Genomic DNA, 14118 nt, shown 5'->3' with positions numbered 1-14118 from the left:
GAGATATAGTCGTCAGGAGTCGTAGTTATTAATTCTCAGGACTTACGCATTAACGCTATTGGTAGGGTGTGTTAGCGCTAGCGTAACGCACATAGACTCTATATATAGTGCCTTTGCGTAAGTCCTGATTCTTATGGATCTAAAACCTTCATTGACATCCTCCCGACGCTGCTCTACGAGACAGCGCGGGATTCCTTAACATCACTGCTAGGAGATTTCTGTTTCCTCCTCCGGAGGAGCTGCGCTAACATAGCACCAGCATAAACGAGATTTACTCTCAGATGGTCTAAAGGCGCGCTCCACAGACTGACACTGCTCCTCCCGCAGCCTTCGAGCGTGGGCGTTCCCTTGCGTCTTACGCCGACGCGGGTTCCCATGCGCAAAATGTTAATTGCAGCGTTAATATCACGGTCATGGTGACTACCACACTCTGGACAATCCCATTGTCTAATATTTAGAGGTAATTTTTCTAATACATGACCACAAGTTGAGATAAATATGGTGATTTACTGGTATTAAGTTTGATTGCCCACTAATTTATTATGACTGCTGTCTTGTGTTTTATGATTCCTTCCAATTTATACCAAATCGGATTATTTAAAGATATTTTATTAGGATGCAAGATTCAACTATCTCCTCATTTACATAAAAGGAAATAGAGGTCTGAGGCATTGTTAATAGTTACTCCCTTATTTCATAGTTCGAGTGTACCTATATTATAAGTTTAAAGGACTGCTCTAAAGGTCTATTCCTATTTCTGATGAACGTCAATGTCCCTATTTGAGAAATTATCTTGGCGAAGCCATAGATTTCTGCTACTTTTAAATTAAGTAGATAATAAAAATCAAAACTAAAAAAATAATTTTTTGGTATTCAGACTTGCAAGTAATTAGAAAAGCTAGTCAATCATGAATTTATGAATTGACAAGTTTATAGCTAATGACATAGATAGAGCTATTAGAGTAATTTAGAGTAATATTTAATACTGGAGTGCAAATAAAATATAATGTTAAATGCAACAGAAATATTAATAAATGCTTTCGTAAAAGAGCTACAGGCAGGTTACCATCGTACTTATGGTGGTTTTAAGCCCAACTATCCAGAAATTATTGCCTGGGCAGGAAATATGGCTCTTGAGAATATTGCTAACTGTGATGCTCTATATCACAATGTTGAACATACAATGTTAGTTACTCTTGTTGGGCAAGAAATTTTGCGGGGTAAGCATATTCGTGAAGGTGGAGTTTCTCCCGAAGATTGGTTACATTATATTATTTCATTATTGTGCCACGATATTGGTTATGTTAAAGGAGTTTGCCGAGAGGACCAAGAATTATTAAGTTCATATGCTACAGGAATCAATGATGGAATGGTTTCTTTGGGAGATGGTGCTACTTCAGCTAGCCTTACTCCTTATCATGTAGATCGAGGTAAGTTAGTAATAGATGAACGTTTTGGTGGTCATCGGCTAATTGATGCAGAGCAAATTAAACGTAATATTGAACTAACCCGTTTTCCTATTCCTAAAGCAGAAACTCATCAAGATAGAAATAATTTTTCTGGATTATCAAGAGCAGCAGATTTAATCGGTCAATTAAGTGACCCTAATTATTTATTGAAAATTAGTGCTTTATTCTATGAATTTGAAGAAGTTGGCACTAATAAAGTTTTGGGTTATAAATCTCCTGGAGATCTAAGACGTAGCTATGCAAAATTTTATTGGGATGGGGTTTATCCTTATATTCCTGCAGCTATTAATTATTTAGAATTGACTCAAAGTGGCAAACAAATTATTGCTAATCTCTATGCAAATGTGTTTCAGGTAGAACATGAACCACAGGAAAAAACTAATGGTATAAAGTCACTAGATGCTAAAAACAAAAGTTACATGAATGGAGATGCTTCAAAAACAAAAACACCAGTGAAGAAAAAGAAGTTTAGTGAATTTCCAGAGTTGAATTTATAACTATAAAAAACTGTATTTTGATCAAAAAATTATCAAAAATAATTAATTAATCTATGTGATTCAAATTTGAAGAAGGAAGATGGAAGAAGGAAGATGGAAGAAGGAAGATGGAAGAGGAGGAAAAGGAGAAAGTTTTTCGATCTATAATTATTACTAATTATCCGGACATGATTCTGATAAATTTTTCCCTGTTGCCTATCCCTATTCCCTATTAAGATATGAAAAAGGAAGAAGGAAGAAGGAAGTAAGGAAGAGGAGGAAAAAGTTTTTCGATCTATAATTAGGCTTTGCTGAAAAATTCTTTTAGTAGGGGTAGGAGACAGGAGACAACCCACCCCTCGCCCCTCCCCCTCCCAGGAGGGCAGGGCTGTTTCATTCTCGATAGACACGGGGACACGGAGACACGGAGACACGGGGATGAAGGCTTTTAAGCAGCGTTGAAGCAAATATTCTCTTAGAGCTTAAAGACGCTTATTAGCTGAAAAATCGGCAAATTTTGGCAAATTTCACTGTTTCACTATCCCCTCATCTTCCGTTCTCCTTAAATCGTTAATCTACAATACTTTGAAATAGCCCTGCTCCCAGGAGGGGAAGATAGGAGACAGGAGACAGGAGGAACGGGGAATTTAGAGGAGGTAGAAGTAAGAATTGTACCTTGATTTTTCTGCCCAACTATGCGCCTAAAATACGCTCCTTTTTGAGCATTTTAGACTGAAACAGCCGCACTTTTTTCGACACCAAAAAGCCTAAAGTCTTTATATGTTAATGCTTTTAGATTTAATCAGCAAGCCCTAATTATTACTAATTATCCGGACATGATTCTGATAGATTTTTCCCTGTTCCCTGTTCCCAGATCCGGTGTTCCCTATTCCCTATTCCCTATTCCCTAAAAAGGAGAAAAAACATGGCAAAGTTAACGCCAGAATTAGAGCAACGCGCTCAACAATTGAGGCAGAAACTTCAAGAAGCTGGTTATGCTTACTATGTTCTTGATAACCCTATTATGGAAGATACTGTTTACGATCGCCTCATTCGAGAATTACAAGAATTAGAAACTCAATATCCTCAATTAATTGTTCCAGATAGTCCTACCCAAAGAGTAGGAGAAAAACCAGCAACTAAATTTATCTCAATTGAGCATAATATTCCTCTTTATAGCCTAGAAAATGCTTTTAATATTGAGGAGTTAAAAAATTGGCAAGAACGTTGGCAACGTCAAATAAAAATCGATTCCCATCCTGATACGGTAGATTATGTTTGTGAACTCAAAATTGATGGTTCTGCTTTAGCTCTAACTTATGAAAATGGTTTATTAGTTAGAGGAGCTACTCGTGGAGATGGAATTACAGGAGAAGATATTACTCAAAATGTCAAAACAATTAAAAGTATTCCCTTAAAACTAAAAATAGATAATCCACCCTCAATAATAGAAGTTCGAGGTGAAGCTTTTTTATCAATTAATGTATTTGAAAGTATCAACGCAGAAAGAGAAAAAATAGGAGAACCACTATTTGCTAATCCCCGTAATTCAGCAGCAGGTACTTTGCGACAATTAGATTCAAAAATAGTTGCTCAACGCCGACTAGATTTTTTCGCTTATACACTTTATATAAAATCTGAAATTAACTCAGAATTATCTCAATTTTCTACCCAATGGCAATATTTAGAATTACTACAAAAATTAGGCTTTAAAGTTAATCCTCATCGTCAAATTTGCTCATCTTTAGATGACGTTCAAAAATACTATCAATATTGGGATACTGAACGAAAAAATTTGCCCTATTTAACCGATGGAGTTGTAGTTAAACTTAATTCTTTACCACTACAAAGAAAATTAGGATTTACTCAAAAATTTCCTCGGTGGGCGATCGCTCTTAAATATCCTGCCGAAGAAGTCCCGACTATTGTCCAAGCAGTCACAATTCAAGTAGGCCGCACTGGGGCACTTACCCCCGTGGCAGAATTGAAATCTGTCCAGTTAGCAGGTACAACTGTACAAAGGGCCTCCCTACATAATAGCGATCGCCTCGCGGAACTAAATTTACATATTGGGGACACAGTAATAGTCCGCAAAGCAGGAGAAATTATTCCAGAAGTAGTACGAGTTTTGCCAGAACTACGTCCCACAAATGCCCAACTATTTCAAATGCCTAGTCACTGTCCAGAATGCGGTCAACCTGTGGTCAAACCTACCGATGAGGCAGTAACTAGGTGTATCAACGCTTCATGTCCCGCTATTCTTCGGGGTTCCTTGGTACATTGGGCCTCTAGAGGCGCTCTGGATATTTATGGTTTGGGAGAAAAATTGGTACAGCAGTTGGTAAATAGTGGTTTAGTTCAGTCGGTAGGGGATCTATATGATTTGAATGTCGAAAGTTTAACTTCCCTCGAACGCATGGGACAAAAATCTGCTAGTAAATTGGTGGATGCGATCGCTACTTCCAAGACAAAATCTTGGGCGCGGGTGCTTTATGGTTTAGGTATTCGTCATGTGGGTAGCGTGAATGCAGAGTTATTAATTCAGAAGTTTTCCAGTGTAGGACAGTTGGCACAGGCAAAGGCGACAGATATTGAAGCAGTCTATGGAATTGGCCCAGAAATTGCTCAATCAATTGAACAGTGGTTTCAGGTATCAGCTAATCAAGAATTGGTGAAACGTCTGAATAATGCTGGAGTGACGATGGAGGTAAGAACAGATACAGAGAATGTGACAAAAGAGCAAAGTGCATTTTTAGCAGGTAAAACTTTTGTGTTAACGGGAACTTTACCAACCTTGAAGCGGGATGAGGCGAAGAGTTTGATTGAAACTGCTGGTGGTAAGGTGACAAGTGCAGTGAGTTCTAAGACTGATTTTGTTGTAGTGGGAAAAGATCCAGGTTCTAAGTTGCAAAAAGCTGAAAAGTTGGGGATCGAGCAGTTGAGTGAAGCACAGTTATTGGGAATGTTGGAAAGCATTTAGCAATTAATAATTAATAATTAATTATTAATTAGGGTTTGCTGATTAAATCTCAAATAATTACCAGATAAAGGTAAGTGCCTTTTTAGGGTAGAAAAAAGTGCGCCTGTTTTAGTCTAAAACGCTTAAAAAGTTAGTATTTTAGGCGCATAGTTGGGCAAGATAATCTTGGGAAAATTCTTACTTCTACTCCCTCGCTCATTCCCATTTCTCCTGTCTCCTGTCTCCTGTCTCCTGTCTCCTACCCCTACTAAAAGACTTTTTCAGCAGACCCTAATTATTAATTATTACCTCTTCTTATCAGGATTTTTTGGGTGCATCTCATATTTGCAAAAATACTTTTTTCTCATCTATAGCGCTGTGCGCAGGCAACAGGCAACAGGCAACAGGCAACAGGCAACAGGCAACAGGAGGAATAAAAAACCGATAGTATAAGACTTTTAGCTATTGGACAGTTCTTGTAATTTGTAAATATACCAGCGCTCATTGCTATATTCCCTGTTGCCTGTTGCCTAAAAGCGATAAATTTTTGGCTTTATTCACGCATTGAGATGCACCCGATTTTTTTTCTTCTCTTAGTCGATTGGATATATGGTTTATACCAATTTAATAAATGTTTGTTACAAATGGTAGGGACGTTGCATGCAACGTCCGTACGAAAGAAGGAAGAGGAAAGAAGGAAGAAAGGATAAATATTGAAACAAAGGGAAAAACAATATAAATAACTATCTAAAATGAACTGGACTAGCTATTTTTCAGCATATCTGATCGAGGTCTACCTTTTTGTAGCATTCTTTTTTCAAATTGGTATTAAAAGTAAAATAGCTTATTATAATTACAGCGTTTGTTAATGAAAATAATTGAGAATTTATGATATAGAAAATTACCAAGTAAGCAGAATATAAATAACGTAAGCATTCAGCTTTCAGCTATCAGCAATAAGACTCTCTCCTTAAGGATAGTGTTTAAATTAATATAGGCTTTAAGGGCAAGGGAACCAACTTTTGTAGCTCTATAAAATCTTACTTTTGAATTTTGACTTTTGACTTTTGACTTTTAAATTTTTACTTTCGACTTATAACTTCCGTGAATTTGTAGCTCTATAAAATCTTACTTTTGACTTTTGATTTTTGACTTTTGAATTTTAAATTTTGACTTATAACTTCCGTGAAACGGTATTAGTTATTCCTGTATCAAATCATCTTTGACTGGAATTTCAAACTTATAGCCAACTTTATAAATAGTTTTTATATACTCAAAATCACAACCACAATTTTTAATTTTTTTGCGAATCTGACTAATATGTACATCACAAACTTTTTCGTTTCCAAACCAAGAATCATTTTCACTATTAAATACTTGATTGCACAATTCAGAGCGCTTCCAAACATAGCTTGGTTTATTAGCCATACAAAATAATAAATTAAATTGTATGTTAGTTAGAGAAACAATTTTATTCTTAAATTTTACTTCTCTAGTAGTATTATTTATGACTAAATCTCCAAATACAAGCTGGTCTAATTTTTTATTAGAAGGTAATCTTTGACGTTTTAATATTGCTCTCATAAGAGCATTCAATTCTACTAAACTAAATGGTTTTGTCAGATAACCGTCAGCACCTAACTGAAAAGCTAGGACTTTAGCTGCTTCATCACATAGACTGCTCAACATCAATACCAATACATCATTGTAACTTTGCATTTCCTGACAAAGATCAAACCCATTAGTATCTGGTAGATTTATATCTAAAACAACTAAGTCTGGTTGAAATTCTTTAAATAAAACTAAAGCTGTTTTACCATCTTCTGCAGACTCTACTTGATATTCTTGCTTAGTTAAAAAACGATGAACTAACATTTTGATTGCTTGGTCATCATCAACTACAAGAATTTTATTAGATGCCATATTAAACATCCTCCTAATTTTTGTGTGGGTACATTACCAGTTTAACTGCTACGACAATTATCGCAAAATACCCTAAGAAGAGAAGGCAGAAGACAGAAGGCAGAAGGGAAAAAAAGATTTAAAGGGAGAAGGTTTTTTATCGCTAATTATCCGAACATGATATAAGTCCAAAAAATGCAATTTTTCAGATTTATAATATGGTACATCATTGATATAATGTTAGTTGAAATGCCTAATAATATCATGTCCGGTTGAATAATTAGACTTTGGTGTACAGAAGGCAGGAGGCAGGAGGCAGGAGGCAGAAGGTTTTCTTTCATTGTCACCTTAATTTTATACACGCTCCGATGCTACCGGACATGATATAATACCAATTTAATAAATTTTTGTTACAAATGGTAGAAGCAAGAAAGAAGGAAGAGGGAAGAAGTAAGAAGGGATAAATATTGAAAAAAAGGGAATAAAAATAGATAAAACTATCTCAAATGAACTGGAAGAACTATTTTTAATAATATCCTATCGAACTCTACATTTTTGTAGCATTCTTTTTTCACGCTTGGTATAAAAGATAGGAAAAAGAGCATTACCTGGAAATAAAAAGTCAAGAAGAAAACTTTTATTCTCGTTAATTTGCCGGATATCATATCAGCATAAGAAAAAAAGGGAAAAAATATTACCGAAAAATTGGGCTTTGCATCATCATAGGATGATTTTGATATGTATCCAAAAATTTGTTCGATCTATCAAAATTTTCAGCTTATAAAAATGCGATCATCGTCCTGTAATTATGTAAGATCATGTCCGGTTGAATAATTAGACAATGGTTGTCCGAAGGCAGGAGGCAGGAGGCAGGAGGCAGAAGGTTTTCTTTCATTGTCACCTTAATTTTATACACGCTCCGATGCTATCGGACATGATATAATACCAATTTAATAAATTTTTGTTACAAATGGTAGAAGCAAGAAAGAAGGAAGAGGGAAGAAGTAAGAAGGGATAACTATTGAAAAAAAGGGAAAAAAGATAGAGATAACTATCTCAAATGAACTGGGACGACTATTTTTAATAATATTCTATCGATATCTACCTTTTTGTAGCATTCTTTTTTCAAATTGGTATAAAAGATAGGAAAAAGAGCATTACCTGGAAATAAAAAGTCAAGAAGAAAACTTTTATTCTCGTTAATTTGCCGGAGATCATATCAGCATAAAAAAAAAAGGGAAAAAATATTACCGAAAAATTGGGCTTTGCATCATCATAGGATGATTTTGATATGTATCCAAAAATTTGTTCGATCTATCAAAATTTTCAGCTTATAAAAATGCGATCATCGTCCTGCAATTATGTAAGATCAAATCCAGTTAAACAGTTATATCATGTCCGGATAATAGCGTGATAAAAAACTTTCTCCTTCAACTCCACTTATTCTTCTTCCAACTTCAGTCTTCCCTCCTGACTCCTGAGGACTGACTCCTGACTCCTAAGTCGTTATTTATTTATAACTGTTCAACCGGACATGATATTATAGATTACAGCGCTTTTCAAATTGATGAACCACATCGCCATAACCAAAACCTTGTAGGGACGTTGCATGCAACGTCCCTACTGTGGTCTACAGATATGAAAACTGCTGTAATATCATGTCCGGTAGCATCGGTCTTGTATAGAGAAGGTAAGGAAGAAGGAAGAAGGAAGAAGGAAGAAGCTTTAAGAGAAGGAAAAATTTTACTTATATGGCAGTAGATATTTCCCCAACTTTTACACGGGACTATACCAACGAACATGATATAAGTAGGTAGGCGTTAAAATTTATGGTTAGATGAAGGCAGAGGGCAGAAGGGAAGAGGTTTCAGAACTACTTTACTTTTTGTTACATACTTAGTTTTTTTCGCGCCTATCTACTTAGGGTTTGCTGAAAAAGTCTTATGGGTGAGGGTAGGAGACAACCCACCCCTAATATCATGTCCGGTAGCATCGTTTGTGTATAAAATTAGGGTGATAATGGGAAAAACCTTCTGCCCTCTGCCTTCTGCCTTCTGCCTTCTGCCCTCTGCCTTCTGCCTTCTGCCTTCTGCCTTCCCTGATAATCAGTATTTTCAAAGAGTGACTGCCTCATTGAACTAACAATTTTTGAATGTGAGAGACTAACTGTTTGAGCTTAACTGGTTTACTGAGATACAAGTTAGCACCAGCTTCTAGACAACGTTCTCGATCGCCTGCCATGGCAAGAGCTGTTAGAGCAACAATAGGAATGGGTTTGAGGTTTGAATCTTGACGAATCCGCTCAATAGCTTTGAGGCCATCTAACTCTGGCATTTGAATATCCATTAAAATTAAATCTGGACGGTGAGTTTGTGCCAATAGAATTGCATCAAGCCCATTTTTAGCCACAATTAGACGATAGCCATTCTTCTCTAAGTAAGAAACCATTACACTAATATTGTCTTCATTGTCTTCAGCTAACAAGATCAGAGGTAAATCTTCTGATTGAACAGAACTAGGCAAATTTGGCTGGTCGATATCATCAGACAATGACTCAGGGTTAGATAGAGACGAATCAGAATCATAGGGGAGGTTGATACTAAAACAGCTACCCACACCCACTTCACTCGTTAAACTAACCGTTCCCCCGTGAAGCTCCGTCATTTGTTTCACCAGAACTAACCCTAAACCTGTTCCGTTATATTTTCGATTCAGGGCACTATCTGTTTGAGAAAAGGGTTTGAATAACTTGGTGATTTGTTCTGGAGCAATGCCAATTCCAGTATCCCTAACGCTGATTTTGATGTAGCTTCTAGCCGTTAGTTTGCCAGACTCCCACACTACTTGATTTGGATTTTCCACTTCCTCAGATTGCTCTTGCGAATCTAACCTTTGCCAATTTTTGTTCTGGTGATGACAACTCACCTCCAGAGCAACAGATCCACCTTCAGCAGTGAACTTCACCGCATTATTGAGTAAGTTGACCAAGCTCTGAAGAATGCGTCGCTCATCAATCAACAGGTTTAGGGAATGGGGGGGGATAGCCGTATTGAGAGAAATGCTTTTTTTGACCGCTTGTTGTTTAACAAATGCCAGACTCGACTCACACAAATTACCAATATTGGTTACCTCTAAATCTAGTTCAAGTTGTCCCGACTCAATTTTGGAGACATCCAGAATATCATTGATTAGGCTTAGTAAATGGTTGCCATTTCGTTCAATTGTTTTGAGATATTTGAGTTGTTTGTCTGTCAAAGGACCAAAGACTTCATCCTGCAAGGCTTCAGATAAACCCAAAATCGAGTTCAGCGGGGTCCGGAGTTCGTGGCTCATATTGGCTAAGAACTCATCTTTTAATCTAGTAGCGCGCATGAGTTCTTCATTGGTACGTTGTAGTTGGGTTTCTGCTTGTTTGCGTTCGGAAATATCGCGGGCAATGCAGATGAAGGAAACCTGTCCATTCCATTCCATAGAACAGACAGAAGTCTCCACTGGAAAGACCGAGCCATCTTTGCGACGATGCAAAGTTTCTACCACTCTGACCTTGGAAGGATCTAAGAAGTTCGCCTCAAGGTTTGCTTGAATTTGTTTGAGGGAAAATTTGGCATCCCAGTCGCTAACGTTTAGATGCCAAGCTTCTGCTGGTATATAGCCTAACATTTGGAAAAAAGTCGCGTTAGCTTCAATGAGATTTCCTTTAATGTCTAGGATATGGATGCCGTCTGATGAGGTGTTGAAAATCGTGGTTCGCCGTAACACCTCTTGTTCTAAAGCAAGTTCGGCTCGTTTACGATCGCTAATATTTTGCACTTGTGCAAATACAAAACCCTCGCCGTCATATTCGAGATAGTTACAAATAACTTCAACAGGAAAAATGCTGCCATCTTGGCGTTGGTGGTTGACTTCATACTTGGCAACTGACTTTTGCTTGAGGCATTCCCAATAGTAGCGCCATTCATGGGGTTGTAAATCAAGATTGATTTCCCAAATATAACGCTTTTTCAATTCTTCATAACTGTAGCCCAGGTTGGAACAAGCTGATTCATTAACCTCGAGAAAACTACCATCTTCCCGAATGTAGAAGATTCCTAACGCAGTCTTGTCAACTGCAAACTGGGTTAGATTTAAAGACTTTTCGGCAGCTTTGCGATCGGTAATATCAATCACAACCCCGTCCCACATCACATTGCTATTGTCGAAGTATTCTGGATGAGCCACATTTTGAACCCATCGGAGTCCCTTTTGAGGAAGGACTAGGCGATATTGACTCTTGAAAGGTTGCCTTGTCTCAGCAGAATACTGAATCTGAGCCTTTACTCTATCAACATCATCAGGATGAATTCTCTCCCATAGGGAATCCATACTTTGGCGAGCAATTTCGGGTTCAACTTCAAAAATCTCCCGTACCTGAGAACTCACATAAGTCAGTTCGTCACTGCCATTGGCATGGATAATGTAGCGATAAATCATCCCTGGTACATTTTCTGTCATCCGGTGGAATTGGGCTTGGGAGTCTTGCAGGGCGAGTTCAGCCTCTTTACGTTCGGTAATATCTGTCAATGTGCCGACATAACCCACAACATTGCCATAATAATCCAACTCCTGGGCGATCTGAACGTAATGCCAGCGGATTGTGCCATCGGGGCGCAGGTGTCTGCCCTCTGCCCCCGGTAAAACTGGCGAACCGGAAGGCAAATTGGCATAGATTTCAGTCCATGTGACAATTGCATTTTCAAGATCGTCGGGATGTAATGTATGCATCCATCCTTTCCCAAGAGCTGATTCAAGGGGATGTCCTGTCATTTCCTCCCAGCGATCGTTTACATAGGTGCAGTTCATTGATTTATCCATACGGAAGATAGCAACTGGAGCGGCGGCAGCTAAACTGGCATAGCGTCGTTCACTTTCTTGTAGAGCGATTTCTATGGCTTTGCGAGGAGTAATATCAATATTAGTACCCACTGCCCGTATCGGTTGCCCCTGGTCGTTATATTCCCTGATAACGGTGGAGACAACATAACGAACTGAGCCATCCGGTCGGATAACTCTGAACTCTCTAGAAACAGGATATTTATCTTCTGACCTTGATTGAGCCTGTTCTAAATCATCTGGATGGACAAACTTTTCCCAGTCCTGGTGAGTTCCTCCAAAGGTCTCAGGTGATACGCCATATATTTCAAACATCCGGTCATCCCAGGAGAAATGATTGTCTTGTAAATTCCATTCCCAGATGCCAATTTTTGCACTTTTTAGAGCAAGTTCTAGCCGTGTTGATAAGGCTTTTAATTGCTCTTCCACTTGTTTGCTATCGCTAATATCAATAACAATGCCATCCCAAACCGTATCACCGTTCTCCAATCGCTTTACACTGTTTATATTCTGTAGCCAGCGGATACCCTTCTCAGGTAGAATCACACGATAGGGAACGACAAACCTTTGCAGAGTTTCGGCTTCAACCTGAGTAGCATGACTTATCTTAGGCACATCTTCGGGATGGATTCTATGCCATAAGGTATTTTGCAGAGCAATTTCGGGTTCAACTTCAAAAAGTTCCCGCACCTGGGAACTCACATAGGTCAGTTCCTCAATGCCATCAACATGGCGAACGTAGCGAAAAATCATCCCCGGCACATTTTCGGTCATCCTGTGGAATTGGGCTTGAGCATCTTGGAGGGCGAGTTCTGCCTCTTTGCGTTCCGTAATATCGGTTAAGGTACCGATATAGCCCACAACATTGCCGTGTTCATCCAACTCCCGTGCTAATCTAGAATAGAACCAATTTACAGTACCGTCCGGGCGGAGATGTCGTCCCTCTGAACCATGCATAAAAAATTCATCCGGGAGGTCTTCTCGGGAATACACTTCCGACCAATGGACAACGAATTCTTCGCGGTCGTCTGGGTGCAGGACATCCATCCAGCCATACCCGAGTGCAGTTTCAGGCGGTCTACCCGTCATCTCACTCCAGCGCTCATTAATGTAGGAAATATGCAGTGGTTTATCTAAGCGATAAATAACAACTGGAGCAGCGGTGGCTAGGCTGGCATAGCGTCGTTCACTTTCTTGTAGGGCGAGTTCTATAGCTTTGCGAGGGGTAATATCAATATGAGTTCCTACTTCCCGTATCAGTTGCCTCTGGTCGTTATATTCCCTGATAACGGTGGAGGCAACATAACGAACTGAGCCATCTGGTCGGATAACTCTGAACTCTCTGGAAACAGGATATTTATCTTCTTCCCTTGATTGAGCCTGTTCTAAATCATCTGGATGGACAAACTTTTCCCAGTCCTGGTGACTACCCTCAAACGCTTCGGGTTGTATACCATATATTTCAAACATTCGGTTATTCCAGGACAGATGATTGTCTTGGAAATTCCATTCCCAGATGCCAATTTCCGCACTTTGTAGGGCAAGTTCGAGTCGTGTTGATAAGACTTTTAATTGTTCTTCCGCTTGTTTGCGATCGCTCACATCCATCACAATGCCATCCCATAGGGTTGCTCCATCTGGTTGTGGGATAGGACAGGCAATCACGTGTACCCATTTCAGAGTACCTGAAGGCGTTACTATGCGAAATTGGCTATCAAAGGGCTGTAATGTTTGGTTAACTTCAATCAGGGTCTGGTGGATGATGGGTTTATCTTCGCTGTACTCAAAATCCCGCAAGCTATACTTACCACTCATCATAGCTTCTGCCGATACTTCGTAGAGAGCATGGCAATTAGGACTGACATAGAGGAAGGAATAAGCTTCATCGGCGGTAACGCGGGCCTGGTAAACAACACCTGGAATGTTGTCAACCATGTTCCGCAAACGGGCTTCACTGGCCTGTAGTTGGGCAGTTTTGACTTCAAGTTTTTGTTCTAATTTCTGGTTAAGCAGTGCATTCCCCAGGGAAATCGAGACTTGGGAACAAAGAAAGTTAACGATGGTGATGCGATCGCAACTAAAAACTCCAGATAGCGAGTGATGTTCTAGATACAGTAAACCTATTAGTTTGGTCTGGTGCATGAGGGGTAAACACAACACACTCCGATGGGAATGTTGTTGCAGATACGAATCAACGATGGGTAGCGATCGGTCTAACCCATCGACCACCAAAATTTCTTGGGTATGTTGGACGTATTGAATTAGCTGTACTGGCAGGTGGGGATTATCCATCAGCGGGTCTGAGACCAACTGTGTAGTTTCAAAGGTTGCCATTACCCTCACCTGCCAGGTGTTATCTGCATCAGGCAACAGCAGCACCAACCGTTCAGCCCCGGATGTCTGGAGCATCATTGGGGCTAGTTTTTCCAGCAGTTCATTCAGA

Annotated in this window: 7 protein-coding genes; 3 read left to right on the top strand and 4 right to left on the bottom strand. The window is 39.1% G+C overall.

Annotated features, from left to right (window positions below; translation table 11 throughout):
- Window positions 1-173: 173 nt before the first annotated feature.
- On the bottom strand, window positions 174-494 hold the full coding sequence (locus F6K54_RS43780) for a zinc ribbon domain-containing protein (RefSeq protein WP_375341971.1): 321 nt from the start codon (window positions 492-494) through the stop codon (window positions 174-176).
- A gap of 512 nt (window positions 495-1006) precedes the next feature.
- On the opposite strand from F6K54_RS43780, the gene F6K54_RS13715 reads away from it, so the two are divergent.
- Window positions 1007-1966 carry an Npun_R2479 family HD domain-containing metalloprotein gene (locus F6K54_RS13715; RefSeq protein ID WP_293078329.1) on the top strand — a complete coding sequence of 320 codons (960 nt, stop codon included), beginning with the start codon at window positions 1007-1009 and terminating at the stop codon, window positions 1964-1966.
- Window positions 1967-2870: 904 nt separating this feature from the next.
- Window positions 2871-4925, top strand: a complete 2055-nt coding sequence (gene ligA / locus F6K54_RS13710) for an NAD-dependent DNA ligase LigA (protein ID WP_293078327.1) — start codon at window positions 2871-2873, stop codon at window positions 4923-4925.
- Window positions 4926-6104: 1179 nt separating this feature from the next.
- On the opposite strand, the gene F6K54_RS13705 is transcribed toward ligA, so the two are convergent.
- Window positions 6105-6827: a response regulator transcription factor gene (locus F6K54_RS13705; protein ID WP_293078325.1), complete on the bottom strand. Its 723-nt coding sequence runs from the start codon at window positions 6825-6827 to the stop codon at window positions 6105-6107.
- Between the two features lie 1617 nt (window positions 6828-8444).
- Here F6K54_RS13705 and F6K54_RS13700 point away from each other — a divergent pair.
- On the top strand, window positions 8445-8567 hold the full coding sequence (locus tag F6K54_RS13700) for a hypothetical protein (protein ID WP_293078323.1): 123 nt from the start codon (window positions 8445-8447) through the stop codon (window positions 8565-8567).
- A 247-nt stretch (window positions 8568-8814) separates the two neighbouring features.
- Here the strand turns inward: F6K54_RS13700 and F6K54_RS13695 are convergent, their stop codons facing one another.
- A complete protein-coding gene (locus tag F6K54_RS13695; protein ID WP_293078322.1) occupies window positions 8815-8940 on the bottom strand; it encodes a hypothetical protein in 126 nt (41 codons plus the stop codon).
- Complete coding sequence (locus tag F6K54_RS13690) at window positions 8937-14105, bottom strand: PAS domain S-box protein (RefSeq protein ID WP_293078345.1); 5169 nt, start codon at window positions 14103-14105, stop codon at window positions 8937-8939. The genes F6K54_RS13695 and F6K54_RS13690 overlap by 4 nt, the downstream gene beginning before the upstream one ends.
- Between the last annotated feature and the right edge of the window lie 13 nt (window positions 14106-14118).

The sequence above is a fragment of the Okeania sp. SIO3B5 genome, from assembly GCF_010692555.1.
Classification (GTDB): Bacteria; Cyanobacteriota; Cyanobacteriia; order Cyanobacteriales; family Microcoleaceae; genus Okeania.
Note: the sequence above shows the minus strand (reverse complement) of the source record. Positions and strands in the feature narration are given on the sequence as shown.

What these genes read in the sequence shown, in the direction of transcription:
- ligA (WP_293078327.1), top strand. Translation starts at nt 2,871, where the DNA reads ATGGCAAAGTTAACGCCAGAATTAGAGCAACGCGCTCAACAATTGAGG.
- F6K54_RS13705 (WP_293078325.1), bottom strand. Translation starts at nt 6,827, where the DNA reads ATGGCATCTAATAAAATTCTTGTAGTTGATGATGACCAAGCAATCAAA.
- F6K54_RS13695 (WP_293078322.1), bottom strand. Translation starts at nt 8,940, where the DNA reads ATGAGGCAGTCACTCTTTGAAAATACTGATTATCAGGGAAGGCAGAAG.
- F6K54_RS13715 (WP_293078329.1), top strand. Translation starts at nt 1,007, where the DNA reads ATGTTAAATGCAACAGAAATATTAATAAATGCTTTCGTAAAAGAGCTA.
- F6K54_RS13700 (WP_293078323.1), top strand. Translation starts at nt 8,445, where the DNA reads ATGAAAACTGCTGTAATATCATGTCCGGTAGCATCGGTCTTGTATAGA.